This is a genomic window from Glycomyces algeriensis, from assembly GCF_027622855.1.
Classification (GTDB): Bacteria; Actinomycetota; Actinomycetes; order Mycobacteriales; family Micromonosporaceae; genus Glycomyces; species Glycomyces algeriensis.
In genome coordinates this window covers 16,010-41,767 of sequence record NZ_JAPZVR010000025.1, presented here as the reverse complement: position 1 = coordinate 41,767, position 25,758 = coordinate 16,010, and the positions used below count along the sequence as shown (strand labels likewise).

General features: G+C 70.9%; 23 protein-coding genes. 12 read left to right on the top strand and 11 right to left on the bottom strand.

The genetic code is table 11. From position 1 onward, the window contains the following. Window positions 1-109: 109 nt before the first annotated feature. Window positions 110-805 (top strand): glycosyltransferase family 2 protein, encoded by a 696-nt coding sequence (locus O2L52_RS24460; RefSeq protein ID WP_270118838.1) that lies wholly within the window; start codon window positions 110-112, stop codon window positions 803-805. Window positions 806-812: 7 nt separating this feature from the next. On the opposite strand, the gene O2L52_RS24455 is transcribed toward O2L52_RS24460, so the two are convergent. From O2L52_RS24455 to O2L52_RS24435, 5 genes are all read right to left on the bottom strand, one after another. Beyond that, a complete protein-coding gene (locus tag O2L52_RS24455) occupies window positions 813-2,393 on the bottom strand; it encodes a serine/threonine-protein kinase (RefSeq protein ID WP_270118836.1) in 1,581 nt (526 codons plus the stop codon). Window positions 2,394-3,897: 1,504 nt separating this feature from the next. Beyond that, window positions 3,898-4,503 (bottom strand): LutC/YkgG family protein, encoded by a 606-nt coding sequence (locus O2L52_RS24450; protein WP_270118834.1) that lies wholly within the window; start codon window positions 4,501-4,503, stop codon window positions 3,898-3,900. Continuing rightward, window positions 4,500-5,927, bottom strand: coding sequence for a LutB/LldF family L-lactate oxidation iron-sulfur protein (locus tag O2L52_RS24445; protein ID WP_270118833.1), 1,428 nt, complete (start codon window positions 5,925-5,927; stop codon window positions 4,500-4,502). Before O2L52_RS24445 ends, O2L52_RS24450 begins: the two co-directional genes overlap by 4 nt. Then, window positions 5,924-6,646 (bottom strand): (Fe-S)-binding protein, encoded by a 723-nt coding sequence (locus O2L52_RS24440; protein ID WP_270118832.1) that lies wholly within the window; start codon window positions 6,644-6,646, stop codon window positions 5,924-5,926. The genes O2L52_RS24445 and O2L52_RS24440 overlap by 4 nt, the downstream gene beginning before the upstream one ends. A 58-nt stretch (window positions 6,647-6,704) precedes the next feature. Continuing rightward, a complete protein-coding gene (locus O2L52_RS24435) occupies window positions 6,705-7,430 on the bottom strand; it encodes a GntR family transcriptional regulator (RefSeq protein WP_270118831.1) in 726 nt (241 codons plus the stop codon). An 89-nt stretch (window positions 7,431-7,519) separates the two neighbouring features. Here O2L52_RS24435 and O2L52_RS24430 point away from each other — a divergent pair, with 89 nt between their 5' ends. From O2L52_RS24430 to O2L52_RS24405, 6 genes are all read left to right on the top strand, one after another. Beyond that, complete coding sequence (locus O2L52_RS24430) at window positions 7,520-8,509, top strand: aldo/keto reductase (RefSeq protein WP_270118830.1); 990 nt, start codon at window positions 7,520-7,522, stop codon at window positions 8,507-8,509. Beyond that, window positions 8,506-9,354 carry an amidohydrolase family protein gene (locus O2L52_RS24425; RefSeq protein WP_270118829.1) on the top strand — a complete coding sequence of 283 codons (849 nt, stop codon included), beginning with the start codon at window positions 8,506-8,508 and terminating at the stop codon, window positions 9,352-9,354. The genes O2L52_RS24430 and O2L52_RS24425 overlap by 4 nt, the downstream gene beginning before the upstream one ends. Next, a complete protein-coding gene (locus O2L52_RS24420; protein WP_270118828.1) occupies window positions 9,351-10,181 on the top strand; it encodes a fumarylacetoacetate hydrolase family protein in 831 nt (276 codons plus the stop codon). Before O2L52_RS24425 ends, O2L52_RS24420 begins: the two co-directional genes overlap by 4 nt. Continuing rightward, a complete protein-coding gene (locus O2L52_RS24415; protein ID WP_270118827.1) occupies window positions 10,178-11,467 on the top strand; it encodes an enolase C-terminal domain-like protein in 1,290 nt (429 codons plus the stop codon). The genes O2L52_RS24420 and O2L52_RS24415 overlap by 4 nt, the downstream gene beginning before the upstream one ends. After that, window positions 11,467-12,213, top strand: a complete 747-nt coding sequence (locus O2L52_RS24410) for an SDR family NAD(P)-dependent oxidoreductase (RefSeq protein ID WP_270118826.1) — start codon at window positions 11,467-11,469, stop codon at window positions 12,211-12,213. The genes O2L52_RS24415 and O2L52_RS24410 overlap by 1 nt, the downstream gene beginning before the upstream one ends. A 227-nt stretch (window positions 12,214-12,440) precedes the next feature. Next, window positions 12,441-12,881 carry a peptidase inhibitor family I36 protein gene (locus O2L52_RS24405; RefSeq protein ID WP_270118825.1) on the top strand — a complete coding sequence of 147 codons (441 nt, stop codon included), beginning with the start codon at window positions 12,441-12,443 and terminating at the stop codon, window positions 12,879-12,881. Window positions 12,882-12,963: 82 nt separating this feature from the next. Here the strand turns inward: O2L52_RS24405 and O2L52_RS24400 are convergent, their stop codons facing one another. Beyond that, a complete protein-coding gene (locus O2L52_RS24400) occupies window positions 12,964-13,950 on the bottom strand; it encodes a GlxA family transcriptional regulator (RefSeq protein ID WP_270118824.1) in 987 nt (328 codons plus the stop codon). Window positions 13,951-14,085: 135 nt separating this feature from the next. Between O2L52_RS24400 and O2L52_RS24395 the strand changes: the two genes are divergently transcribed. Next, the gene (locus O2L52_RS24395) at window positions 14,086-14,676 is read left to right on the top strand and encodes an isochorismatase family protein (RefSeq protein WP_270118823.1); all 591 of its coding nucleotides are present in this window, start codon (window positions 14,086-14,088) and stop codon (window positions 14,674-14,676) included. 103 nt (window positions 14,677-14,779) lie between these two features. Here the strand turns inward: O2L52_RS24395 and O2L52_RS24390 are convergent, their stop codons facing one another. Then, entirely contained in the window at window positions 14,780-15,289 is a 510-nt protein-coding gene (locus tag O2L52_RS24390; RefSeq protein WP_270118822.1) for a hypothetical protein, read from the bottom strand. A 153-nt stretch (window positions 15,290-15,442) separates the two neighbouring features. Between O2L52_RS24390 and O2L52_RS24385 the strand changes: the two genes are divergently transcribed. Beyond that, window positions 15,443-16,153: a maleylpyruvate isomerase family mycothiol-dependent enzyme gene (locus O2L52_RS24385; protein ID WP_270118821.1), complete on the top strand. Its 711-nt coding sequence runs from the start codon at window positions 15,443-15,445 to the stop codon at window positions 16,151-16,153. A 130-nt stretch (window positions 16,154-16,283) separates the two neighbouring features. On the opposite strand, the gene O2L52_RS24380 is transcribed toward O2L52_RS24385, so the two are convergent. Further along, window positions 16,284-16,646: a MerR family transcriptional regulator gene (locus tag O2L52_RS24380; protein ID WP_270118820.1), complete on the bottom strand. Its 363-nt coding sequence runs from the start codon at window positions 16,644-16,646 to the stop codon at window positions 16,284-16,286. 56 nt (window positions 16,647-16,702) lie between these two features. Here O2L52_RS24380 and O2L52_RS24375 point away from each other — a divergent pair, with 56 nt between their 5' ends. Both O2L52_RS24375 and O2L52_RS24370 read left to right on the top strand, forming a co-directional pair. Beyond that, window positions 16,703-17,863, top strand: coding sequence for an alkene reductase (locus tag O2L52_RS24375; RefSeq protein WP_270118819.1), 1,161 nt, complete (start codon window positions 16,703-16,705; stop codon window positions 17,861-17,863). A 255-nt stretch (window positions 17,864-18,118) separates the two neighbouring features. Then, window positions 18,119-19,180 (top strand): phosphatase PAP2 family protein, encoded by a 1,062-nt coding sequence (locus O2L52_RS24370; RefSeq protein WP_270118818.1) that lies wholly within the window; start codon window positions 18,119-18,121, stop codon window positions 19,178-19,180. Here O2L52_RS24370 and purM read toward each other — a convergent pair. The 3 genes from purM to O2L52_RS24355 form a co-directional block, all read right to left on the bottom strand. Continuing rightward, window positions 19,146-20,267 (bottom strand): phosphoribosylformylglycinamidine cyclo-ligase, encoded by a 1,122-nt coding sequence (gene purM / locus O2L52_RS24365; protein WP_373897034.1) that lies wholly within the window; start codon window positions 20,265-20,267, stop codon window positions 19,146-19,148. The two genes, O2L52_RS24370 and purM, sit on opposite strands and share 35 nt — an antisense overlap. Next, on the bottom strand, window positions 20,222-21,739 hold the full coding sequence (purF, locus tag O2L52_RS24360) for an amidophosphoribosyltransferase (protein WP_270118815.1): 1,518 nt from the start codon (window positions 21,737-21,739) through the stop codon (window positions 20,222-20,224). The genes purM and purF overlap by 46 nt, the downstream gene beginning before the upstream one ends. 988 nt (window positions 21,740-22,727) lie before the next feature. Then, window positions 22,728-24,752: a carboxypeptidase regulatory-like domain-containing protein gene (locus O2L52_RS24355; protein WP_270118814.1), complete on the bottom strand. Its 2,025-nt coding sequence runs from the start codon at window positions 24,750-24,752 to the stop codon at window positions 22,728-22,730. A gap of 387 nt (window positions 24,753-25,139) precedes the next feature. Here O2L52_RS24355 and O2L52_RS24350 point away from each other — a divergent pair, with 387 nt between their 5' ends. Next, window positions 25,140-25,481 carry a sterol carrier family protein gene (locus O2L52_RS24350; protein ID WP_344473815.1) on the top strand — a complete coding sequence of 114 codons (342 nt, stop codon included), beginning with the start codon at window positions 25,140-25,142 and terminating at the stop codon, window positions 25,479-25,481. The last annotated feature ends 277 nt before the right edge of the window (window positions 25,482-25,758 follow it).

The window sequence follows — 25,758 nt, the reverse complement described above, 5'->3', positions numbered from 1 at the left end:
CGTCCATTCAACACGACCAGGTTTCAACACGACCCGTCCGGCCGATGCCGTCCTGGCATGAGCGCGTTATGGTTGTGCAATCTTGTTCGATCCGCGGGATGGGGCAGCAATGCTGTTGTCGATTCTCGTTCCGGTCTTCAATGAGGAACGCCTCGCTGCCGGAACGTTGAAAGAGCTGCTCGCAGTGGAGTTCCCCTGCGAGACCGAGATCGTTGCCGTCGACGACGGCTCCCGCGATCGCTCCTGGGAGGTCCTCCAGACCTTTGAGGACAATCCACGGGTGCGGTTGATCCGCCACGACCGCAACAAGGGGAAGGGCGCGGCGATCCGCACGGCGGCCAAGGCCGCCCACGGCGACCACGTCGTCGTGTTCGACGCGGACGGCGAGTACGACGCCAACGACCTGCCGCGACTCCTCACGCCGGTCCTCGACGGCAAGGCCGAGGTGGTCTACGGTTCGCGCTCGTTCGGCTCGCACTCGGCCTACTCGTTCTGGTACGTGATGGGCAACAAGGGCATCACCCTCGCCGCGAACATCCTGTTCAACTCCTACATCTCGGACCTGGAGACCTGCTACAAGCTCCTCCCGCGCCAGATGTACCTGGACTTGAACATCCGTTCGGGCGGCTTCGGCATGGAAGCCGAACTGACGGCGAAACTCCTCAAAATGGGCATCCGCCCCTACGAGGTGCCGATCTCCTACACGGCGCGCAGCCGCGAAGAGGGCAAGAAGATCACCTGGACGGACGGCGTCCAGGCGCTCTGGCTCCTCGGCCGCGAACGGGTCCGCCGCTCCAAGCGCTAGCAGCCCCTCACTCGGCGGCGGTGCGCCATTCCTGCTGCTCGTCGCCTTCGTTGCAAGGGCTGAGCGTCGGCGCGCCCTCGACCGCGGCCAGGCAGAAGTTCCCGCCGCCCTCCGCGCGGACCTTCCAGAAGTCGGCCTGCTCCGCATCGTCCGTACGCACGTACGTGAACTCCCAGGTCGTGCCGTCGCACCCGGCCGCGAAGCCGAGCTGCTCGGCGTCCCACTCGATGCAGCCGAGCGGTTCACCGTCCGCACCCGTGTCCGTGGCGCTGATGCGCAGCGCCTCGCCTTCGGCGGCGAACGCGAACTCGTCGATCCCGTCCTCACCGCACGCCCCCATCGCGGTACTCGGCGCGGCCGCGTCGGCGTAGCCGAGCAGGCAGTCCCCGCTCGCCGCGTTCACGAGCGGCCCGGTCCCCGGGGCCGCGGGCGGCGTCCCGGCGGGGGCCGCACTGGTCGCCGCTTCGCTGTCCTCCGCCTCCGGCGATGACGAGGCACCGCCCGTAGGGTCGGCGTTCGCGCTCTGCCCTTCCGGTTCGTCCTCGCCGAAGAACTGCATGGCGCCCAAGGTCACTGCGACGGCGGCGACCACCGCCGCGAGCCCCAGCAGCACGCCCCGGCCGCGGCGCTGCCGAGGCTGCGGCGGTTCCGGCGCGACAGCGGCCGGCATGGGCGCGGTCGAGCGCGGCGGCGAGGACGACACCAGCAGGTCCACTGTGGTGCGATTGGGTTCGGGGGGCGACACCGGTTTCGCATGGGCGGCCGCGACTCGGCACTCCTGGGCGAACATCGCCGCCGAGGCCGGGCGGTCCTCCGGGTCCTTCGCCATCGTCCAGTCGATCAGCTCGGCCACCGCGGACGGCACGCCCGCGGGCAGCGGCGGCGGGGCCTCGTGCAGGTGCCCGGTGATCACGGCCGCGGGCGAGTTCCGGTCGAACGGCCTGGCGCCGCTGAGGCACTCGTAGGCGATGACGCCGAGCGAGTACAGGTCCGAGGCCCCGGTCAGCGCCTCTCCGCGCAGCTGCTCCGGCGAGGCGTAGCCGACGGTGCCGAGCACGGTCCCCGTGGCGGTCAGCGCGGCGCTGTCGCGGCGCAGTGCGATCCCGAAGTCCAGCACCGTGGGCGCGCCCTTGGCGTCGATGATGATGTTGGCGGGCTTCACGTCCCGGTGCACGATCCCGACCCGGTGCGCGGCCTCGAGCGCGTCCGCGATCTGCGCGAGCAGCGGCAGCGCCCGGTGGGCGGGCATCGGCGCGTGCCGCTCGATGACGGCGTGCAGCGACGGGCCCTCCAGGTACTGCATGACCAGGTAGGTGATCGCCTCGCCGTGCTCGTCGCGTTCGGCGCGGATGTCGAAGACCTCGACCACGCCGGGCGCGTGCAGAGCCGCCACGGTGCGCGCCTCCTCGACGAAGCGCTGCCCGAAGCGCTCGTCGTCCGAGAGCGCCGCATGCAGGACCTTCAGTGCGACGATGCGGCGGAGCATGGTGTCCTCGGCCCGCCAGACCTCGCCCATCCCCCCGGCGCCGATCCGTTGCTGGAGCAGGTAGCGGCTGCCAAGCAGCACACCGGGTCTCGTGAAGAGCATGGCGCCGATTATGACCGGCTCCGGCCACTACGGCGCGTTCATTCCGCATCGGCAATGCGTGACGTGCCGGGCTCCGATCGCGAGGAGGAGTGGGGGCAGCCTGGTCGGCAGCGCCCCGCCGCATACCAGGGGCAGGCGGCGGGTTGCGGCCGTGTCCCTGGTGCGGTCGGTTTCGGTCAGGGTTCAAGCAGTCAGCGACGAAGAGGCGGGATCGGGGCGCGGGTTGGTGGCGGGGCTGCGGGTTCGTTTCGGGACAGGCGGGCATCAGGCTTGGGGAGTTTTCTTGCGGCGCAGTGGGTCCGGGCGGAACATGAGGGTCTTGTACGCCTGTGGGTGATGACGGCCGGGGTCTGGTTCGGAGATAATTGAGGTACGTACAGGGACAGGAAATTTGTACAGGTGTCGGGGTAGGTGCAAGCAGACTACGACAAGCCTCTGGCCGATCCGACAAACCGACTTGTTTCGAGGCACTCAGCCCCATCGGGGTTCCAGATCTCATCCCTTGCCATCGTCCGCAGCTGTCCGCGCCCCCGAAGGGCCGTGACTGGGTGGACGATCCTGGTCCGGATCACCCTCACCAGAAGGAAGCGCCTCACACGGAGGCATCTTCAAACGAGTAAGACCCGCCAGCGCGAACGGCAGCGCCCGGCCAAGCAATTGAGGACTTGGCCCGGTGGCACCGCACACGTCCATGGCGAGCACCATCCCGTCCGAGCGCCACCATGCGCGCTGGAGGCCCTGCCTGCAAGGACGGATCCAAGCCAGGTCTTCGCACGATCGGCTACGAGAGCGTGAAAGGAGATGAATCGACAATGACGGATGCGGCTATGCCCCTGAACCGGCGCATCGAAAACCACCGCGACCGCGAACCGATCTTCGCGACTACACGCATCCGACCGGCCATCGCCATGCCGCACAATAACAGCGTCGGCGTGCCATCGCGACGCCCCGCGACGGCGGCGCCAACCGGCCACTGCCGCCAGCCAGTCCGGCCCGCCACCCCAGCAGCGACAGCGACTCTGGCGCTGGCCGGGGTCCCTGATGCGGCCCTGCGGCCCCAACTATTGCAGGGAACCCGAATCCCGTCAGCGCCGTCGCTGACTGCTTTGACCGCTACCAACCGCGCGACCCGCCACCACAGGCACGACAACGACCCCGTCGCCGGCCAGGATCCCAAGTGCGGCCCTCGCGACGACAGGGCACCCGAAACCCGCCACCACCGTCGCCGATCGCTCTGACCGCCATCGGCGACAGCGCTCGCAGCGGCATCATTTCCTCAATCCGATCCTCGCCGTGCTGTCGCCGACTGCTTGAACCGGGACCGGAGACCGGCCCGACCTCGCCATACGGACAGGGCACTGGTCCAGTCTCCGCCGTTTCGCGCAGGCCACCGCCCGGCCCCCGCGTGCGCGTCTGGCACACCAGCAGCACGAGCACCGAACACCGAGCACCGAGCACCGAGCACCGAGCAGCCCGATCGTGGTGGCGAAGCAGGCGACCGATTTCAGTCGTCGAGCAGGACGACGTCGAGGCGGCGCGGGCCGTGCACGCCCTCGACGCGCTGCAGCTCGATGTCGCTCGTCGCCGAAGGCCCCGAGATCCAGGTCTGCGGGGCCGTGGGGTCGAGCATCGGCAGCGCCTCCGCCAGGTGGCCCACGATCTGTTCCCGCCGGACCACCACCACATGGTGGTCCGGCACCAGTGTGATCGCCCGGCGGCCTTGGGCCGCACCCGTGTCGAGCATGATCGTGCCGGAGACGGCGACGGCCGCGGCGCAGCCGGTGAGGACCGCGTCCATGCCGTCGAGGTCCGCAGTGGACAGACCGGTGTCGGGGACGAACTCGGCCCCGCCGATCCGCCAGTCCGCGGGGAGGTCGGCGGGTACGACGACGCGCTGCGCGCCGCCGAGGGCCGCGCCGATCGCGGCGAGGCCGTGGTGGACGTTCGCCTTGTAGTCGACCAGCCGGTCGATGAGCATCGCCGTGATGTCGGTGCCCGCATCCAGCAAACGCCGGTATGCGCGCGGCGACCCAGGGGCCGCGCCCGCCCCGTCCAGGGCTTGGCGCATCCGCGCCAGGATCTCCTCGCGCGCCGTCGATCTCGCGGTCATCGCCCCCGCTCCTTCCACCAGTCCCGGAAGTCCTCCTTCGGCGGCACCGGCAGGTCCCGGCTCACCGTCCACCGCGAGCCCGGCCACGGCAGCCGGCGCATGAATCCCTTGCGGCGCCATGGCATCGACCCCAGGCGCGCGCCCCGCAGCGCGGCCCGCCACAGCCGCGGCCGGGCCATCACCGCCGTCGCCGCCCGCATCGCGGCCTGCTCCCCCGCCTGGTGCGGGCCCTGCTGGCGCAGGTGCACGAGCACTTCGGGGATGTTGATCTTGACCGGGCAGACCTCGTAGCAGGCCCCGCACAGGCTCGAGGCGTACGGCAGGTCGTCGTGGCGCCCCGGTTCGAGCTGCGGCGCGAGGATCGCGCCGATCGGGCCCGGGTAGACGTGGCCGTACGCGTGCCCGCCGGTGCGCTCGTACACCGGGCACACGTTGAGGCACGCCGAGCAGCGGATGCACGAGAGCGCCTGGCGCCCCACCTCGTCGGCGAGCACGTTCGTGCGGCCGTTGTCGAGGAGGATCACGTGCACGTCCTTCGGCCCGTCGCCGCCGCGGGAGCCCGTCCACACCGAGGTGTATGGGTTCATTCGCTCCCCTGTGGACGAACGCGGGAGGAGCTGCATGAAGACCTCGAGGTCCGTGAAGCGCGGCAGCAGCTTCTCGATCCCGACGATGCTGATCAGCGTCTCCGGCATCGTGAGGCACATGCGGCCGTTGCCCTCGGACTCCACGACGACCAGCGAACCGGTCTCGGCGACGGCGAAGTTCGCGCCCGAGACGGCCACCTTCGCGGAGAGGAAGCGCCGTCGCAAGTGGAGCCTCGCGGCCTCGGCCAGCGCGGCCGGCTCGTCCGTGAGACCTGCCGGCGCGTCGCCCATCTTCTGGTCGAAGATCTCGCGGATCTGGGTGCGGTTGTAGTGGATCGCGGGCACGAGGATGTGGCTGGGCTTGTCCTCGGCGAGCTGCACGATGAGCTCGGCCAGGTCGGTCTCGTAGGCCTTGAGGCCGACAGCCTCGAAGTGCTCGTTGAGCTCGATCTCCTGGGTGGCCATGGACTTGACCTTGACGACGTCGTCCGCGCCGGCCTCGCGCACGAGGCGTGCGGCGATCTCGTTGGCCTCCTTGGCGTCCCGTGCCCAGTGGACGTGGGCGCCGGCGGCGGTGGCGTTGCGTTCGAACTCGACGGCGAGTTCGGGGAGGCGGTGCTGCACATCCGCTTTGATGGCGGCGGCGGCGTCGCGCAGTGCCTCCCAGTCGTCGAGTTCCCCGGCGACGGCGGCGCGCTTGGCGCGGATGGTGCCGGTGGCGTGGGCGAGGTTCTTGCGCAGCTGGGGCATGCCGAGTGCGACCTTGGCGGCCTTGGGGAACGGTGCGTCGGCGGGGATGAGGGAGGCGGCGGGGACGAACGAGGGCTCGGCGCTCATGCGGTGCTCGCGAGGATCTCGGCGTAGTGGATGGGGCGCGGGCCGCGCCGCTCGGCGGCGCCGGCCGTGTGTTGGAGTCGCGAGATGCCGCCGCCGATGTGGGTGAGGCACGAGTTGTCGGCGGCGGCGAGGTATTCGGCGCCGGTGGCGGCGGCGTTGCGGCACTTGTCCGCGAGCATCGCGGAGGAGACCTCGCTGTTCTTCAGGGCGAAGGTGCCGCCGAAGCCGCAGCACTGGTCGGCGGCGGGAAGGTCGACCAGTTCGATGTCCTCGACGGCGCGCAGGAGCCGCATCGGCTTGTCGCCCAGGCCGAGTGCGCGGGTGCCGTGGCAGGTGGGGTGGTAGGTGACGGTGTGGGGGAAGCGAGCGCCCACGTCTTCGACGCCGGCGACGTCGATGAGGAACTCGGAGAGTTCGTACACGTGGTCGCCGATGTCGGACCCGATGAGGTGCGGGTACTGGTCGCGGGCCATGGCGGCGCAGGAGCCGGAGGGGGTGACGATCGCGTCGTAGTCGCCGAAGACGGTTTCGAAGGCGCTCGCGAGTGTCGCGGCGTCCTGCTTGTAGCCGGAGTTGGCGTGCATCTGGCCGCAGCAGGTCTGGGCTTCGGGGAAGTCGACGTCGTAGCCGAGCCGTTCGAGGATCTGGACGACGGCCTTGGGGGCCGCGGGGAACAGCGCGTCGTTCACGCAGGTGATGAACAGGGCTACGCGGGGCATCGCGCCCGCGTCCCTGCTCCGGTGGCCGTGGGGCCGCGCCGATCGTCTCTGGGTCTGGTCATGGTTTCGCCTTGGCGCGCTTGGGTTTGGGGGTCGGTTCGGTGCGGGCCGCTTCGAACGCGGCGCGGTGCCGGGTCCGGGAGCGTTCGAGGTGGCGGCGCATCGCCTCCTCGGCGGCAAGCGGTTTCTTGGCAATGATAGCCTCCGCGACCGCGAGGTGCTCCACCTCGGTCTCGCCGATCGACTCGGGCTCCATGTAGGCGCGGTGGAGGTGCAGGTGCGCGTCCAGGCGGCGGATCGCCTTCGTGAGGACGGTGCTGCCGGAGTTCGCGGCGACCTCGGCGTGGAAGCGCGAGTCGGCCTCGGTGAACTCGAGCTGGCTGAGCTTCGCGTCGTGCGCGTACTCGGGGGTCCGCGCCATCGAGCGCAGCCCGTCCGCGGTGGTCCCCATGTCGTGCCGGTCGGTGCCCCGCTCGGCGGAGCGGCGCGCGGCCAAGGGCTCCATGAGCATCCGGAGGTCGAAGAGGTCGTCGAACTCGGTGATGGTGAGCAGCGGCGTCACGGTGTACCCGACCAGCGGCCGGCGGGCGAGCAGTCCTTCGGCCTCTAGGCGCGCGAGCGCCTCGCGGATCGGGGTCTGCGAGATGGCCATGTGCTTCGCGAGCCCGTCGATGCTCAGCTTCGCGCCGGGCTCGAGGATGCTCTGGAGGATCCGCGACTTCAGTTCGACGTAGGCCTCGTCGGCGAGCGTATGCCGTTCGGGCCACACCTGTATTTCTCCCATAGGATATATCCTATAGGATATGCGTTCGAGGGCCGGGGATTGCTCCGCGGTTTTCTTGAACCACCCCATATGCCCGTGTTGGAGGACCCGTGGTCGCAGACTCGCATTCGCTGCCCTCGCACACGCTGGGCGGCACCGATGTCGCCGTGACCGCCGTCGGGCTCGGCTGCGCGCCGCTCGCGGGGCTCTTCGCGCCCGTCGACCCCGCCGTCGCCGCCGCCACCGTGGAAGCCGCCTGGGACGGCGGCATCCGGCACTTCGACACCGCCCCGCACTACGGCGCCGGACTCTCCGAAGAGCGGCTCGGGAGCGCTCTCGCCGGAAGGGACCGCGACGCGTTCACCCTGTCCACCAAGATGGGCCGCGTCCTCGTCGACCACGAAGGCCCCTGGGACATCTGGGGCGAGCCCAACGGCAAGGCCGCCGTCTTCGACTTCTCCTACCGCGGCGCGCACGACGCCCACCTCGGCAGCCTCGAGCGCCTCGGCACCCCACGAGTCGAGATCGGCCTCATCCACGACCCCGACGACCACCGGGCCGAAGCCCTCGCCGGGACCCACAAGGCCCTCACCGAACTCAAGGCCGCCGGGCGCATCGGCGCCGTGGGCATCGGCATGAACTCGACCGATGCCGCCGCCGACCTCCTCGCGCAGGCGGACTTCGACGTCGCCCTCATCGCCGGCCGGTACACCCTGCTCGACCAGTCCGCCCTCGACCGGCTCTACCCGCTGTGCACCGAGCGCGGCGTCTCGGTGATCGCCGCGGGCGTCTTCAACTCCGGCGTCCTCGCGGACCCGAAGCCCGGCGCGCACTTCAACTACGCCGAGGCCGACCCGCGGCTCCTCGCCCGGGTCCAAGCGCTCAACGCGATCTGCGAACGGCACGACACGCCGCTGCGCGCCGCCGCGCTCCAGTTCCCCGCCGCCCATCCCGCCGTCGCGTCGATCCTCGTCGGCGCCCGCACCCCCGCAGAGGTCGACGACGCCCTCGCCATGTACGCCCACCCCATTCCCGGCGCGCTGTGGCACGACCTCAAGCGAGCCGGGCTCCTGGCCGAGGAGGCACCCGTACCGTCATGAGCGCTCCGCAAGTGATCGACGCCCACCACCACGTCTGGACCGCCGACTACCCCTGGCTCAGCGCCCCCGAGCTGGCGCCGATCCGCCGCGACTACGGCGTCGCGGACCTCCGCGCCAACCTCAAGGCCGCCGGGGTCGACCGCACCGTCCTCGTCGAGGCCGACTGGGGCCACCCCTCCGAGACCATCGAGTTCCTGCACCTCGCCGGGGCCGTCGAGGAGATCGCCGGGGTCGTCGGCTTCATCGACCTCCTCGACCCGCACCTGGCGGGCACGTTGGCGCGGTACGCGAACCACCCCCGCGCGCGCTTCCTCGTGGGCCTGCGCGACCAGGTCCAGGGCCGCCCCGACCCCGACTTCCTCGCCCGGCCCGAGGTCATCGCCGCGCTCAGGCGGATCGCGGGCACGGTGCCCACGTTCGACCTGATCGTGCGCGTCGACCAGCTCCCGGCCGCCGCCGAGGCCGCCGCGGCCGTGCCCGAACTGCAGTTCGTGCTCGACCACCTCGGCAAGCCGCAGGTGCGCGACGGCGACGCCGGCCTCCTGGCCTGGCGCGAGGCCGTGGCCCCGCTCGCCAAGCAGCCCAACGTGACCGCGAAGCTCTCCGGGCTCGTCACCGAGGCCGACTGGCGGCACTGGACCCCCGCCGACCTGCGGCCGTTCACGCAGGCCGCCCTCGAACTGTTCGGCCCCGACCGCCTCATGTTCGGCTCCGACTGGCCCGTCTGCGAACTGGCCGCCACCTACACCCGCGTCAAGGACGCCCTCACCGAAGTGCTGGGGCGCACCGACCCCGACGTCTTCGGCGGCACCGCCGCCCGCACCTACCACCTAGGAGAGCAATGAAGTACCTGCGCATCGGCCGGCCCGGCTACGAGACCCCCGTGGCACTCTCGGACGGCAAGTACTACGACCTCTCCGGTCCCATCGGCGACATCGACGGTGAATTCCTGCAGCGCGGGGGCATCGGCACCACCGCGGGCTTCCCGGAGATCGACATCGCGGGCGAGCGCATCGCCCCGCCGATCGCCAAGCCCTCCGCGATCGTCTGCATCGGCATGAACTACGCCGCGCACTGCGCCGAGTCCGGCGCCGAGCCGCCCGCCGAGCCCGTCGTGTTCTACAAGCACCCCAACACGATCGTCGGCCCGAACGACGACGTCGAGATCCCCCGCGCGTCGACCCGCACCGACTGGGAGGTCGAACTCGGGGTCGTCTTCAAGAAGCGGGCGTCCTATCTGGAGTCCGAGGAGGCGGCGCTGGACTGCATCGCCGGGTTCCTCGTCGCGAACGACCTCTCCGAGCGCGAGTTCCAGATCGAGCGCTCCGGCGGCCAGTTCTCCAAGGGCAAGGCCTGCCCCACCTTCACCCCGCTCGGCCCGTACCTGGTCACGCCCGACGAGATCGGCGACCCGCAGGCACTGCGCATGTGGTCCAAGGTGAACGGCGAGATCCGGCAGGACTCGAACTCCAAGGACATGATCTTCTCGGTGGCCCGCATCATCCACCACATGTCCCAGTTCATGGCCTTCGACCCGGGCGACCTGCTGCTCACCGGCACCCCCGAGGGCGTCGCGCTCTCCGGCCGCTTCCCCTACCTCGCGGCCGGGGACGTCGTGTCCGTGGGCATCGAAGGCCTGGGGCACACCGAGAACCCGACGGTCCAGGCGTGACGATCACCGCGGTGGACGTCCTCGACGTCCGCTTCCCCACCTCGCGGAGCCTCGACGGTTCGGACGCGATGAACCCCGACCCCGACTACTCAGCCGCGTACGTCGTGCTCCACACCGACGACGGCCACGAGGGGCACGGGTTCACGTTCACGATCGGCCGGGGCAACGACATCTGCTGCGCCGCCGTCGAGACGCTCAGCGAGTACGTGGTGGGCACCGATGTGGACGGTCCGGCCGCGCTCGGCGACCTCTACAAGCGGCTCACCCACGACTCGCAGATCCGCTGGCTCGGCCCCGAGAAGGGCGTCATGCACCTCGCGGCCGCCGCGCTGGTGAACGCCGCCTGGGACCTCGCCGCGCGCCGCGCCGGCCTGCCCCTGTGGCGGTACCTCTCCGGGCTCAGCCCCGAGGAGATCGTGGGCTGCGTCGACTGGCGGTACCTCTCCGACGCCCTCACTCCCGAAGAGGCCCTTGCGTTCCTGCGCGAGGCCGAAGCGGGCAAGGCCGAGCGGATCGAGGCGGTCGAGCGGGACGGGTACCCGGCGTACACCACCTCGCCCGGCTGGCTCGGCTACGACGACGAGAAGGTCGTGCGCCTCGCGCGCGAGGCCGTCGCCGCCGGCTACACGCAGATCAAGCTCAAAGTGGGGGCCGACCTCGAGGACGACCGCCGCCGCTTCGCCGCCGCGCGGTCGGCCGTCGGGCCCGGCATCCGGATCGCGGTCGACGCGAACCAGCGCTGGGACGTCGACCAGGCCGTCGACTGGGTGAAGGCCCTCGCCGAGTTCGACCCGTGGTGGATCGAGGAGCCCACGAGCCCTGACGACGTGCTCGGCCACGCCGCGATCCGGGAGCGCCTGGCGCCCATCAAGGTCGCGACCGGCGAGCACGTCCACAACCGGGTCATGTTCAAGCAGCTCCTCCAGGCCGGGGCGATCGACTTCCTGCAGCTCGACGCCGCGCGCGTCGCCGGGGTCAACGAGAACCTCGCGATCCTGCTGCTGGCCAGGAAGTTCGACGTGCCGGTGTGCCCGCACGCGGGCGGGGTGGGCCTGTGCGAACTGGTCTGCCACCTGTCGATGTTCGACTACACCTCGGTGAGCGCGACCATGGAGGACCGCGTGATCGAATACGTGGACCACCTGCACGAGCACTTCACCGCACCCACCCGGATCGTGGACGGCCGCTACCGGGCCCCGACCGAGCCGGGCTTCTCCGCCGAGATGAAGCGGGACAGCCTGGTCCGGTTCGCCTACCCGAACGGTCCTGAATGGAGGAGCAACTGATGAGCACCACCACCGGCTTCGAAGGCCTCACCGCCGTGATCTCCGGAGGCGCCTCCGGGATCGGCGCCGCCGCCGCCGACGCGTTCGCCGCCAAGGGCGCGAACGTCGCGGTGCTCGACCTCAACGCGAGCGACGCCCACTGGTCCCACCGGTGCGACGTGTCCGACGACAACCAGGTCCGCCTGGCCGTCGCCGCCGTCAAGGAGCACTTCGGGGGCGTCGACATCGTGGTGAACAACGCCGGGATCGGCGCCGTGGGCACCGTCGAGGAGAACTCCGACAAGCAGTGGTTCCGGGTGCTCGACGTGAACCTCCTCGGCATGGTCCGCCTCTCGCGCGCGTGCCTGCCGCACCTGCGCGACTCCAAGGCCCCCGCGATCGTGAACACGACCTCGATCGCCGCCCTCACGGGCCTGGTCAAGCGCGCCCTGTACTCGGCGTCGAAGGGCGCGGTGCACTCGCTCACGCTCGCGATGGCCGCCGACCATGTGGCCGAGGGGATCCGCGTCAACTGCGTCAGCCCCGGCACCGCCGACACGCCGTGGGTGCAGCGCCTCCTCGAGCAGGCGGAGGACCCGGCGGCCGAGCGCGCCCGCCTGGAGGCCCGCCAGCCGACCGGCCGGCTCGTCTCCCCCGAGGAGGTCGCGGCCGCGATCGTCTACCTCGCCGACCCCCAGAACAAATCCCTCACCGGCACCAGCCTGGCCGTCGACGGCGGCCTCGCGGGCCTGCGGATCGTCCGCTAGCGTTCTCTTAGGATTCCCTCCAATACGCCTGCGGTGCACGGGTAATGCGAGAACGCAAATTCGCAATCGGTTGTCTCGCCCCGCCGAAAGCGAGGAGGTTCACGGCTGACACCCATCGTCATGCCTCGATGCGTCTTTCCTGCGAGCGGATCACGGCGAGCCAGTCGCGACCGTGTCGAACTCGGAAGCACGCGGCGCGAAGGCGCCGCACGGCGAAAGGTACTCACATGGGCAGCGAGAAGATCGCTTCGATGAAGCGCCGCATCAAGTCCGGCGCGGCGATGGCGGGTGTCGCGGTGATCGCGGGCCTCGGCCTCACCGCCGGCTCCGCGCAGGCCGAGACGGAGGGCGACGCCGAGATCCTGGCCGGCGGCTGCGCCTCGGGCTACGTCTGCGGCTGGGAGAACTCCGGCTACGGCGGCGACAAGTGGGTCAACTGGCGGGTCGGCGGCGTCGGCTCCACCTACGAGATCGACTGGTGGAACGGCGACAACGAGATCTCCTCGATCTCGAACGAGTCGAACAAGATGCTCCGCCTGTACGCGAACGACGGCGCCACCGGGGCGTACTTCTGCCTCGGCCCGGGCGTCGACATCCGCAACCTGAGCGACCTCGAGCCGGACCGCAACGACTGGATCGAGAGCATCCGCGTCGTCTCGGCCTGCTAAGGGCCGCAAGCACTGACGCTCTCGCGAGCACACCGGCGGACGGGTCGTGGACCCGTCCGCCGGTCGCGTGTCCGGGCCCGGATCAGGTGAGGCGGAAGCGGTCGCGGTAGGCCGTCGGGGTCGTGTCGAGGATGCGGCGGAAGGCCCGGACGAGGGTGTCCGTGGTGCCGAAGCCGCAGGCGGTGGCGACCCGCTCGAGCGTGTCGTCCGAGGTCTCCAACCGGTTGCGGGCCGCTTCGACCCGGGCCGACTCGAGGTACGCGCGCGGCGTCATCCCCAACTCGGACTTGAAGATCCGCGTCAGCTGGCGCTCGCTCACATGCGCCTCGGCGGCCAGCCCGGCCACCGTGAGCGGCTCGGCCAGATGCAGGGTGATGAAGTGGCGCAGCACGTCCACGCGCCGCGTCGTCGACACCGGCGCGAGCGCCACGCTGAACTGGCTCTGCCCGCTCGGCCGCTTGAGGAACATGACGAGCTGCCGGGCCACCTTCAGCGCCAGCGCCTCCCCGAAGTCGTCCGCGACCAGCGCCAGCGAGAGGTCCAGGCAGGCCGTGATCCCCGCGCCGGTCCAGACGTCGCCGTCGCGGATGAAGATCGGGTCGGCGTCGACCTCGATCTCCGGGTGCTCGGCGGCGAGCTGCGCGGCGGTCGACCAGTGGGTCGTCGCGCGGCGGCCTTCGAGCAGGCCCGCGGCGGCCAGGATGTGGGCGCCCACGCAGACCGACGCGAGTCGGCGCGTGCGCCCGGCCAGCCGCCGGACCCATTCGACCGCAACGGGATCGGCGATCGCGCGGACCCGCTGCGCGTCGTCCGTCTCGACCGAGCCGGGCACGATGAGGGTGTCGATGGAGCGCCGCGCGACCTCGTCGAACGTGGCGTCCGGCAGCACCCTGACCCCGGCCGAGGTGGTCACGGGCTCCATCGTCGCGGCGGCGAGCACGACCTCGTAGCCGCTGTCGGCGCCCAGTTCGCGGTGGAGCAGCGCGAACACCTCCGGCGGTCCGGTGACGTCGAGCAGGTCGATGCGGTCGAACAGCACGACCACGACCAGGCGCTTCGCAGGGCTCACGGCTCCTCCAGGGTCGGCAACGCATGTCGGTTTCTGCACCTTACCTGTCATTGCCGACATCGGCGAATCGCCGTAGCGTTGGACCAGGCCCGCTACGGCGGCCCCGACACGACACTGACCAGGAGGAACACCGCCATGCCTTCAGCCACGATCCGCACCCTCAGCGGCGCCGACGAGACCCCGGCCGCGCTCGCGGACGCGACCCTGATCCTCGTCGACTACCAGAACACCTACACGCGCGGCGCCATGGAGCTGACCGGCTGGGGACCGGCGCTCGACAACGCCGCCGCCCTGCTCGCGGCCGCCCGCGAGGCCGGAACCACCGTGATCCACGTGCAGCACGACGGCGGCCCGGGCAGCGACTACGACATCAGGGCCGACATCGGCGCGATCCACCCGTCTGTCGCCCCCGCCGAGGGCGAGGCGGTCGTGGTCAAGGGCGCTCCGAACTCGTTCGTGGGCACCGAACTCGGCGACCTCGTCGACGCCGCCGGGAACACCGACGTGATCGTCATCGGGTTCATGACCCACATGTGCGTGGCCTTCACCGCGGAGGGCGCCGCCCTGCGCGGCAACCGCCCCACGGTCGTCGCTGACGCCTGCGCGAGCCGCCCGCTCGCCACGGCCGTCGCCGAGGTGAGCGCCGAGCAGCTCCACCACAGCGCCCTGGCCACCATCGCGGACGCTTACGGTGTCGTCGTCCCCACCGCCGCCGACCTCAAGTAGCGGATGGCGCCGATGCCGTCGGCGCGGCGGAAGGACGGCCATGCCTCTGAACAGTCGCCGCGTACCGGCCGCACTGCTGCGCCGCCGCTTCGGCGCGCGCGGCTCAGCTTCCGGAGCCGGGGGCCGATGCCCTTGGGGCGCTGTCCTTTGCGGCGATCGCCGCCGCGACTTCCTTGACGGCGCCGCGGATGAGGTCGCCGTACGGGCCTTCGGGGAGCGCCGGGACGGCCTTCTCGGCGGCGTCGATGTGGGCCTGCGCGGCCTCGAAGGAGGCCAGGCGGCGGTAGTCGTCGGCGAGGTTGAGGTGCAGGGACGGGTAGAAGCCCGCGAGCTCGAGCCCGGCGTGGTGCGCCTGCACGCGCTCGTCCGTGGCGGCGTCGGCGGCGTCGAGCGCGCGCACGTCCCAGGCGAGGGCCTGCGCGGGGTCGTCGTAGAGGTCGGCCATGGAGTGGGCGAGCGTGCACCGGTGCAGCGGGTCGCCGCTGACGCCGATCCGGGCCCAGAGCTCGGCCAGCCGCGCCCGGGCGGCGGCGAGGTCGCCGTTCTGGCCCTCCATGACGGCCCGGCCGATGGCCTCCATGACCGGATCGGGTGCGGCGGATGCGTGGATCATGCCCCGATCATCCGCGATGGGTGCGACATTCGCCCTCCGCACCGCCCCGTTTCACCTGCCGTCCCTGTTCCGCCGCAAGGTGATCGCGATCTGATTTGAACCCGGGGGACCTGGAGGGAGCGCCGGGTCACACTCGCGGATAGGCTTGGGAGCATGGATACTGCGTCGTTTCTCCGCCATTTCCGGCGCGAGCTCGACGCGTTCGGCGCCTGCCTGGCCGGCGGTGACCTGGACGCGCCGATCGAGCACGGGGACGAGGAGCGGACCCTCGCCGAGCTCGCCGCGCACGTGGGCACGGCGAACCTGTTCGCCGCCGCGGCCGTCACCGACTGGGACGGCCGGACCGATCCGCCCGACGAGGACCCGCCGAAGGTCCCCGAGGACCCGTACGAGCTCACCCGCTGGGTCGACGGCACCGGCGAGGTGCTGCTCATGTCGCTCGACATCGACCCGGCCGCGCCCGCGTGGGGGTACTACACGCCGCCGACCGCCGGGTACTGGCAGCGGTCGCGTTCGGTCGCGATGATGCTGCACCGGTGGGATGCCGAACGGGCCCTTGGCGAAGCGGGCCCGCTCGACGCCGACCTGGCGTGCGAGGGGATCTCCGAGGTCTTCGATGTGCTGGCGCCCAGGCAGATCGGGCGCGGCAAGGCCTGGCCGCCGGACGTGTGCATCCGCCTGGAGGCGAGCGACACCGGCGACTGGTGGGTCTTCGGCCCGGGCGAACCGGTGGCGGACATCGCGGGCACCGCGGGCGATCTCCTGCTCCTGCTGCGCGGCAGGCGAACTCCGGCCGACGACGTGTTCCAGTGGAGCGGCGATCGCAACGCCGCGCTCGCGGTCCTCAAGGGGCCCTTGACCTGACACGGACCCATACGGGCGGCCCCGGGTACCCTCCCGATCCCACCTTCACCACTACCAGTGAAAAGGACACCCTCCCACACGGGTCCGACAAAAGCCTCTGACCTGCGAAAACATTCGCAAATCTGCTCCGTCAGGCCGGGAGGGACGCGGTCTCGATCACCTCGTCGAGGATCTCACGGGTCCGCTGCAGGTCGGCGATGGCGCGGTCGATGCGCTCGCGCTCGGCCGTGAGGTCCGCCGCGAGGGTGGCCGTGGCCGCCTCGTTCGGGCCGCCGTCGTGGTCGCGCATGCACGGCAGGATGCTGTCGATGACGCGGCTGTTCAGCCCCGCCGCGTACAGCACCTGGATCCTGATCACCCGGTCGACCGCGTGCTCGGCGTACTCCCGGTGCCCGCCCGAGGTACGGTCGGACTCGAGCAGCCCCTGCTCCTCGTAGTACCGCAGGGACCGGACGCTGACGCCCGTGCGGCGGGCGAGTTCACCGATGCGCATGGCGTACCCCACATTTCCTTGAACCTGACATTGGTGTCAGGTTCTACGGTACCGGCATGACGAACGAAACCGCACCCTCGCAGACCGGGCCTTCGCCGACCGCGGCCCACCGCCTCTTCTCCCCCGCCCGCCTCGGCGCGCTCGACCTGCCGAACCGCGTGGTCATGCCCCCGATGAGCCGCAACCGCGCGGCCGCCGGCGGCGTCCCCACGCCCCTCATGGCCGAGTACTACGCCCAGCGCGCCACCGCCGGCCTCATCGTCGCCGAGGCCAGCTCCCCCAGCCAGGTCGGCTACACCTACCCCGACATCCCCGGCATCTTCACTGACTCCCAAGTGGACGGTTGGCGGCAGGTCACCGACGCGGTCCACGCCGCGGGCGGCCGCATCTTCCTCCAGGTCGAGCACGGCGGCCGCATCGGCCACCCCGACACCAGCGGCCTGATCCCGTTGGCGCCCTCCGCGATCCCGCTGCCCGGGTACATCCACACCCCGAACGGCCACGGCGAACCGCCCGTCCCGCGCGAGATGAGCAAGGCCGACCTCCAGGACACCCTCGCCGACTTCACCGCCGCCGCGCGCAATGCGATCCGCGCCGGCGCCGACGGCGTGGAAGTCCACGCGGCCAACGGCTACCTGCTCAACCAGTTCCTCGCCACCAGCACCAATCACCGCACCGACGAGTACGGCGGCTCGGTCGCGGGCCGCATCAAGTTCGTCGTCGAGGTCGTCGAAGCCGTGGCCGCCGCGATCGGCCCCGAGCGCACGGGCCTGCGCCTCTCACCCGGCAACCCCCACAACGGGATCGACGTCGACGACGCCGATGAGTTGTTCCCGGCGCTGCTCGACGCCCTCGCGCCGCTCGGCCTCGCCTACCTGCACCTCGCGTACGCCTCGCCCACGCCGCTGTTCGCGGCGATTCGCGAGCGCTGGCAGGGCATTCTGATCGCGAACCCCTCGAATCCCGAGGCGTCCGAAGCGGATCCGATCCCCGCCGACGGCGGTCTGGCCGCGGCGGAACGCATCCTGGACGCGGGCGCGGACCTGGTCGCGCTCGGCCGCCCGTTCATCGCCAACCCGGATCTGGTCGAGCGGCTGCGCACCGGTGCGCCCGTCACTCCACTGCGCACGGACCTGCCGCTGTACGGCGGTGGCGCGGCAGGCTACACCGACTATCCTGTGATCTCCGCCTCCGACACGCGCTCCGTTTCGGCTTGAGCCGCAGGCGATGCCGCTCACAGGTCCGGTCACGGCCGCGTTTCGGTGGAACGTGACCGGTATCGCGGAGTATCGGCGCAGCTCAACCAAGCTGCGTCCCAAACCACACCATATATACCGACCTGATAACAAATTCGGTCCAGTTCGGGTGTGGCGGCACCAAAATTCACTTTCGCAGGCGAACATCCATCTATGCCTTCTGAATCGAACCGGCCTGCCGCCGCGCGCAGGAGCGCGGGGATCACGGACCGAGGTGTGACTGTCCGTGACGATGCGTTCGTCGGACAGATCATCACACCGCTGCGCCGCTACATCCCCGTGGGCTGGTTCGACTGGGAGCCGTACGGGAAGCGCCCGAGGAGCTGGTGGCCGGACCTCTTCATGTTCCTCGGGTTCCTCGCGCTCGCGTACCTCGTGAGCTACCCGTCGTGGCTCGTGCAGCTCGACTGGGACATCCGGGTGTGGGCCGCGACCGCGAACGACGTGGACTGGCTCAGGAACCTCGCCAAGGGCGGGGCCGAGTTCGGCCAGGCCCGCACGGTCGCGACGGTCACGCTCCTCATCGCGATCTGGTGCGCGCTCCGGTCGCGGTCGATCCGGCCGCTGCTGATGTACGTCATCTCGTTCATCACCCTGGCGAGCATCCTCGGCATGAAGCACCTGCTGGGCCGCCCGCTCTCGCAGCACCCGTTCGCGCTGCGGGAGGTCTCGCCCGAAGGGCCGCTGCTGTTCACGTACCACCCCGAGGGCGGCGGGCCGAACATCACCGACGCCACCGCGTTCCCCTCGGGGCACGCGGTGAACTCGATCCTGCTGTTCGGCCTCATCGTGATGCTCATCGGCCACGTGATCCCGGCGTGGGCGCGCTGGACGCTGCTGCTGGCCCCGCCGGCGATCGTGTTCAGCTCGCAGATCTTCCTGGGCCAACACTGGTTCTCGGACGAGCCGGCCGGGTTCCTGCTGGGCCTCATCATCATCCGCAGCGCGAAGCGCGTGCCCTGGCACACGATCCCGCTCGGGCCGCTGAAGGTCTTCGACCCCGCGACGCGGCGCACGATCCTGATCTCGGTGCTGCTCATCCTCGGCGTCATGCTCACGCCGACGCTGCACCTGGTCCCGGCGCTCATCGCGGCCGCGGTGCTGCCGACGCTGGGCCTCATTTGGCTGTGGCTCAGCACGAAGGCGAAGCAGCACCGGGACGCGCTCGAAGAGGCCGAGGCCGAAGCCCCGGCCTCAGATCAAGCTGACGCCGACGCCGACGGCGAGGGCGATCCGGGGATCCCTAGCCAGCCGTCAGATATGAGCCCGCGAGCTTGACGCCGGCGTCGCCCGCGGCGATCTCGCCGATGGTCCACGCCTCGACGTGGCGGGCGGTGAGCACCGCAAGCGAGCGGTCGACCTGGTCGGGCGCGACGATGGCGACCATGCCGATGCCCATGTTGAAGGTCCGCTCCATCTCCTCGTCGCCGATGCCGCCGATGCGCTGCACGACGTCGAACACGGGGTTCGGCGCCCAGGTGCCGCGGTCGACCTCGATCTGGAGGCCTTCGGGGACCGAGCGCACGAGGTTCCCGGCGATGCCGCCGCCGGTGATGTGCGCGAAGGCGTGCACGTCGCACTCCTTGGCGAGCTCGAGGCAGTCCTTGGCGTAGATGTGGGTCGGGGTCAGCAGCTCCTCGCCGAGGGTCCGCTGGTTGCCGAACTCGGGCACGACGGTGCCGAGGTCCATCTTGCCGACGCCGAACAGGGCCTCGCGCACGAGCGAGAAGCCGTTGGAGTGGACGCCGGAGGCGCGCATCGCGATCGCGACGTCGCCGGGCTTGACGCGCTCGGGGCCGAGCAGCTGGTCGGCTTCGACGACGCCCACGCCAGTGGCGGAGATGTCGTAGTCGTCGGGCTTCATGACGCCCGGGTGCTCGGCGATCTCGCCGCCGATGAGCGCGCAGCCGGCGTACCGGCAGCCGTCCGCGATGCCGCCGCCGATGGCGGCGATCTTCTCCGGCACGACCTGGCCGGTGGCGATGTAGTCCAGGAGGAACAGCGGCTCGGCGCCGCAGACGACGAGGTCGTCGACGACCATCGCAACGAGGTCGATGCCGACCGTGTCGTGGATGTCCAGCTTCTGGGCGATCACGAGCTTCGTGCCGACGCCGTCGGTGGAGGAGGCGAGCAGCGGCTTCTTGTACTTCTCGGTGTCGAGCGCGAACAGCCCGGCGAACCCGCCGATCCCGCCGACCACCTCGGGCCGGACGGTCTTCTTGATCAAGGGCTTGAGGGCGTCGACCGCCCGGTCGCCGGCGTCGATGTCGACGCCCGCGGACTGGTAGGAGATGCTCCTCGGAGTGGTGGTGCCGCTGCTCACGCTGTGGTCCCTTCCCGCACTTGCGTGCTCGCTTCGGTCGATCGCTGAACGCCCGGCTTCGCTGCCTGCGGCGCTTCCATGAGGTGCTTGCCGATGAGGTCGGAAGCGGGCAGTTCAATGGGGTAGTGGCCGTCGAAGCAGGCCATGCAGAGCCGGGACGCGGGCTGCTCGGTGGCGCGGACCAGGCCGTCCATCGAGACGTACCCGAGCGAGTCGGCGCCGATCTGGGCGCGGATGCCGTCGGTGTCGAGGGCCCCGGCGATGAGCTCGGCGCGTGTGGCGAAGTCGATGCCGTAGAAGCACGGCCACTTGACCGGCGGCGCGGAGATGCGGATGTGGACCTCGACCGCGCCCGCTTCGCGGAGCATCCGGACGAGGGCGCGCTGGGTGTTGCCGCGCACGATGGTGTCGTCGACGATGACCAGGCGCTTGCCCTTGATCTGGTCGACGAGCGGGTTGAGCTTCAGGCGGATGCCCAACTGCCGCAGCGACTGCGAGGGCTGGATGAAGGTGCGGCCCACGTACTGGTTCTTGGTGAACCCCTGGCCGTAGGGGATCCCGGACTCCTCGGCGAAGCCGATGGCGGCCGGGATGCCGGACTCGGGGACGCCGATGACGAGGTCCGCCTCGGCCGGGAACTCCCGGGCGAGGGTGCGGCCGACCTCGACGCGGGTGGCGTAGACGTTGCGCCCGGCCAGCTTCGTGTCGGGGCGGGCGAGGTAGACGTACTCGAACAGGCAGCCCTTGGGCTCCGGGTTCGCGAAGCGGGTGGAGCGCAGGCCGTGCTCGTCGATGGTGAGCAGCTCGCCGGGCTCGACCTCGCGCACGAAGTGCGCGCCGATCGTGTCGAGCGCGGCGGTCTCGGAGGCGACGGCCCAGCCGGAGGCGAGGCGGCCGAGGACGAGCGGGTGCACGCCCTGCGGGTCGCGGGCGGCGTACAGCGTGTTCTCGTCCATGAAGACCAGGCAGAACGCGCCGCGCAGCTGCGGGAGCACGCGCTCGGCGGCCGCGGCGACGGACTCGTCCGGGTGCGCGGCCAGGAGCGCGGTGATGAGGTGGGTGTCGGAGGTGGTGGTGCCCATGTCGATGCCCAGGCGGTCGACCTCTTTCATGAGGTCGGCGGTGTTCACCAGGTTGCCGTTGTGCGCCAAGGCGATCGCGGTGCCCGTGGTGGTGGACCGAATGGTCGGCTGGGAGTTCTCCCAGGTGGGGGCGCCGGTGGTGGAGTAGCGGGCGTGGCCGATGGCCAGGTGGCCCTGGAGGGGCGCGAGCGTGGACTCGTCGAAGACCTGGGCGACCAGGCCGAGGTCCTTGTAGACGACGGTGCGCGCGCCGTCGGAGACAGCGATGCCCGCGGCTTCCTGGCCGCGGTGCTGGAGCGCGTAGAGCCCGAAGTAAGTGAGTTTCGAGACCTCTTCCCCGGGGGCCCAGATGCCGACGACGCCGCAAGCGTCGCGGGGGCCGGGATTGTCGGGATCGAGTTCCGTGGTGAGTCGACCGTCACCTCGGGCCACTGCAACTCCTCAGTTTGCTGGGCTGTTTCGATGGCTTACGAGCTGCGCCATCTGCATACACCGATGGCTCGCAAGCTTCGCCATCTGGCGGAACCGCCAGTCTCAGTCTATCGGACCTGCGGGAAGTCGCCACCGTCCAACGACGGCGGGTGTGGGCCGGACCCCTCGGAAAAGCCTTGCTGAAGAGGTGAAACTCATCGCATAACGACCTACGGGGCGAGAACCGACCCGCCCGCTCACCCGTCCGTGAAAGCCGTCACCCCAATGAGTGGCCATGCCCGGGAACAACCATGCCCGCAAACCGGGAACGGCAAACCATGAGCCGCGCACCGAACCGCGAACCCGCCGATGCGGGGCCGCCCGCCCGCCTTCCGAGCCCCTGCGCACGGCCGCCGAGGCGGGCGACGACGCGGCGCGTTGGTGTCCACACCGCCGAATCGGGCCGGTCCGCCGCGCCGGACCGGGCTACCTGCCTGGCGGCACGGCGGGCTGCGAGGAGGAGGCCATGCGGGATGCCGGGTACACCAAGCTCACCCGCATCCAGGCCGACGACGGGTCTTCGAGCGCGGCATCGACTCGGTCTCTCGGCGGTGTTCTCACTGTCGAGTTCGGCCCCGCACCTGTTCGGGGAGCGGCGTGTAGACGCCGATGCCGATCGGCTCGGCGGGCACGACGCCGCTTCGACCGGGTGCCGGACGCGCTTCGTCGGCCTGCCGGTCGACGAGCACCGAACGCGCCGACCGCAGGTCGGGCCGGCGAATGCTCCGGTGCCCGCCGCGTCTCGGGCGCTGCCCGGCCCCGGGCATCGGCTTGTTCGAACAGCGGGATGTCGTACCCCGATGCGACCCTCTATATCGGGGGCCCAAGGGAACACCGCGACCGTGTTCTCGGCGTCCCCGCCGCCAGACCCCTCGAAGTGAGACGCCGTGCCGGGCTATGCCCGGCACGGCGTTTCGTGTCTCGACTCGTATCTCGTCTGGTGCGCGCGCTACCAGGAGCGGGGGCGGTCGTCCCACTCGCCCCAGTTGCGGCGGTCGGTGCGCTTGGAGTCCGGGTCCTCGCCCTCGCCGTTCGGCTCATTGCCGTACGGCGCGGCCGGCGGCTGCGGCTGGTCGCCGTACTGCGGCATCGCGCGGGTCGCCCCGTACTCACCCGTGGGCGGCGGAGGCTGCTCCTGCGGTGCGTACGGGTCGCGGCGCAGCGACTGGCTCGGATACGCGTCGCCGCTCGGCGGGGCGCTCCTGGGCGCACTGGGCGGGGCGCTCGGCGAACCGTGCGCGCCGTAGCTCGGCTGGCTGCTGTGCGACCCGTAGCTCTGCGAGCCCGGACCGTACTGCGGCGCGCTCGGCGAGCCCTGCGGACCGTAGCTCTGGTCCCGGGGCGCGCTCGTAGCGCCGTAACCCTGGTCCCGGGGCGCGCTCGGCGCGCTGAAGCCCTGGTCCCGCGGTGCGCTCGGCGCGCCATAACCCTGATCGCGCGGTGCACTCGGCGCCCCGAAACCCTGGCTCTGCGGCGCGCTTCCCGGCTGCTGCGGGTCGAACATCGAGCCGGTGGCGGGCGGCGGCGTGGGCGCCGGGTGCGGTCGCGTCGAACCGAGGTCGCCGTAAGGACTGGGCGAGCCGGTCGGGGACGGGCCCGGGTGCGGCCGGGTCGCGGCCGGGTCGTACGGGCCGGACGCCGGGCTCGGGGAGGCCGAAGGTCCCGGGTGCGGCCGGGTGGAACCCAAGTCGCCGTAGGGGCTCGGCGGTGCGGCCGGCGGCGGCGAACCGAGGTTCGCCTGCGGCATGATCTGCGTGGCGTCCGAAGCGCCGGGCCCGCCCGGCTGCTTGACGACCGGGAGGATCGTGGTGCCGTCAGGGCCGACCTGGCCGCCCGGCATCCCCGGTGCGGCGCCGAACCCGCCCTGCGGCATGACCTGCGTCGAATCCGAGCCGCCGTAGGCGGGCCCGAACTGGGTCGGCGCGGCCGGGGCCCCGCCGACGAGGCCGCCGGGGTGGATCATCGTCGGCTCGTCGGCCTCGGGACCCGGAGCGGCCTGGTAGACGCCGGGCGTCCCGACCTGGGCCGCGGTCGGCTTGTGGTCCGGCGGGGTGTCCGGGGCGAAGCTCTCGCCGTCGTCGTCGTCCTTGTCCTTGCCGCCGCGCAGCAGGAAGAAGATGCCGACGATGCCGCCGATGACCAGCAGCGCGCCGATCACGATGAGGAAGATCAGCGTGGACGACATGCCGTCGTCCGCCGGCGGGGCCGGGGTCGGCGACTCGGAAGTCGGGGATTCGGCCGCCGTCGTCGGTTCGGCCGACGGCTCCGCCTGGACCTCGGTGAGCGTGACGTTCAACGTGTAGCTTTCGCTGCCTTCGCGAACGTTGAGCGTCTCCTCCTTGTCCTCGAAGCCCTCCGCGGTGATCTTCAGCGTCATGTCGCCGGGTGCGATCGGCTCGGAGGAGTCGCCGGTGAACTCGTACGAGCCGTCGTCGTCGGTGGTCGTCTTGTGCGTCTCGCCCTCACCGTCGGTGAGCTCGAGCTCGGCGTCCGCCACCGGCTCGGCGTTCGAGGTGACCTCGCCGCTGATCGTGGAGACCGTCGACACGGTCGAGGTGCCGACCACGTTGATGCCGGTCGACTGGCCCTGGTTGTTCACCTCGACGGTGAAGTTCCCCGAGAGCTGCTCGCCGGCCGGGAGCTCCGCCTCGAGGACCGTGGTCACCGTGAACGAGATGGTCCGCTGCCCGCCGGGTTCGACCTGCGCGCACGTCACCTTGTCCGCGTCGTCGCGCGTACAGGCGCCCGCGCCGCCGTCGTTGTCCACGCCGGCGATGACGTCATTGAGGCCGTCGACCTTCGCCTTGACAGTGATGTCCTGGGGCGCAACGGGGTTGTTGTTCATCACCGTGAAGGAGACGACCGCGGACTGGCCGCCGACGCTCACCGGGTTCGGATTGAACGATCCGTTGAACCATCCCGTGGGGTCCTGTGCGACCGCGGCCTGCGGGAATGCGAGGATGCCGAGGAGCACACCGCCCGCCGCGGCGAGGCCGGCCAGGCGAGTGCGCAGGCCACCCCGTCCTCCGCGCCGGGACCGCGGGACGCTAGTCTGGGTCCCGCTCGGTACGGCCGCTACGGTCATCTACATCCCCTCCTGGGCATGTGCCATCCAGCACCGCTCGCGGCCATCTGCCACGGGCAGGCACGACGAACCCACGGAAGCGGGCCGTCGTCGCCACTATGCCTGGTCTCAATTCGGTCACGGGACCGGGGTGCGGGCACCGCGGCGTCCGTGAGCCCGCTCTTCCGGGCACTCGGCCTGGCACACAATTGCAAGAGCACGCCCGTTCGGCGACGTGCCGTAACGGGCAGTCTAACGTGGTTCGGAGGTCTCCCCGTGGACGCTGTGGTCGATGCCATGGCCGCGATCGACAACGGCGAGGCGCCCGACCGGGAGGCCCTCAAGGGCGCGGTCCGGGCCCTGCTGCAGGCGCTGGCGGAGAAAGCCCCTGGTCACACTGTGGAGGTTCGCGTTCCTCCGTACGGCGCGGTCCAGTGTGTCGAGGGCCCGCGGCACCGCCGCGGCACCCCGCCGAACGTCGTGGAATGTCAACCGCTCGTGTTCCTGCTCCTCGCCACCGGCCGCACCCAATGGCACGAAGCGCTCAAGTCCGGCACAGTATCGGCCTCGGGCCAGCGCGCCGACCTGAGCGAGCTGCTCCCGATCGCGGCCCTGACGGGCGAACCGCTCGACGAATAGCGAGGCTGCTCCTCGCTCGCGGGCCCACTCCTCGGCGATTCGCCCCCCTGCCCACGGACAAGCCGCTCGGCGATCAGCCCGGCTGTCGCGATTCGCGCGACTGCTCCGGTCGCCGCGGCCGTCGACGAACGCGCCCTGCTTGGCTGCCGCGAATCGCGCAACTGCTCCTTGCCCGCGAGTCGACTGCGCATCACATGGCCGTGCTGTAACTCGCGGCCGGACGTACCGCCCGCCGAATCGCCCGGCTTCTTCTTATTACCTACGGAAACTGCCCTGG

What these genes read in the sequence shown, in the direction of transcription:
- O2L52_RS24460 (WP_270118838.1), top strand. Translation starts at nt 110, where the DNA reads ATGCTGTTGTCGATTCTCGTTCCGGTCTTCAATGAGGAACGCCTCGCT.
- O2L52_RS24455 (WP_270118836.1), bottom strand. Translation starts at nt 2,393, where the DNA reads ATGCTCTTCACGAGACCCGGTGTGCTGCTTGGCAGCCGCTACCTGCTC.
- O2L52_RS24450 (WP_270118834.1), bottom strand. Translation starts at nt 4,503, where the DNA reads ATGACCGCGAGATCGACGGCGCGCGAGGAGATCCTGGCGCGGATGCGC.
- O2L52_RS24445 (WP_270118833.1), bottom strand. Translation starts at nt 5,927, where the DNA reads ATGAGCGCCGAGCCCTCGTTCGTCCCCGCCGCCTCCCTCATCCCCGCC.
- O2L52_RS24440 (WP_270118832.1), bottom strand. Translation starts at nt 6,646, where the DNA reads ATGCCCCGCGTAGCCCTGTTCATCACCTGCGTGAACGACGCGCTGTTC.
- O2L52_RS24435 (WP_270118831.1), bottom strand. Translation starts at nt 7,430, where the DNA reads ATGGGAGAAATACAGGTGTGGCCCGAACGGCATACGCTCGCCGACGAG.
- O2L52_RS24425 (WP_270118829.1), top strand. Translation starts at nt 8,506, where the DNA reads ATGAGCGCTCCGCAAGTGATCGACGCCCACCACCACGTCTGGACCGCC.
- O2L52_RS24420 (WP_270118828.1), top strand. Translation starts at nt 9,351, where the DNA reads ATGAAGTACCTGCGCATCGGCCGGCCCGGCTACGAGACCCCCGTGGCA.
- O2L52_RS24410 (WP_270118826.1), top strand. Translation starts at nt 11,467, where the DNA reads ATGAGCACCACCACCGGCTTCGAAGGCCTCACCGCCGTGATCTCCGGA.
- O2L52_RS24405 (WP_270118825.1), top strand. Translation starts at nt 12,441, where the DNA reads ATGGGCAGCGAGAAGATCGCTTCGATGAAGCGCCGCATCAAGTCCGGC.
- O2L52_RS24395 (WP_270118823.1), top strand. Translation starts at nt 14,086, where the DNA reads ATGCCTTCAGCCACGATCCGCACCCTCAGCGGCGCCGACGAGACCCCG.
- O2L52_RS24390 (WP_270118822.1), bottom strand. Translation starts at nt 15,289, where the DNA reads ATGATCCACGCATCCGCCGCACCCGATCCGGTCATGGAGGCCATCGGC.
- O2L52_RS24385 (WP_270118821.1), top strand. Translation starts at nt 15,443, where the DNA reads ATGGATACTGCGTCGTTTCTCCGCCATTTCCGGCGCGAGCTCGACGCG.
- O2L52_RS24380 (WP_270118820.1), bottom strand. Translation starts at nt 16,646, where the DNA reads ATGCGCATCGGTGAACTCGCCCGCCGCACGGGCGTCAGCGTCCGGTCC.
- O2L52_RS24375 (WP_270118819.1), top strand. Translation starts at nt 16,703, where the DNA reads ATGACGAACGAAACCGCACCCTCGCAGACCGGGCCTTCGCCGACCGCG.
- O2L52_RS24350 (WP_344473815.1), top strand. Translation starts at nt 25,140, where the DNA reads ATGGCCGCGATCGACAACGGCGAGGCGCCCGACCGGGAGGCCCTCAAG.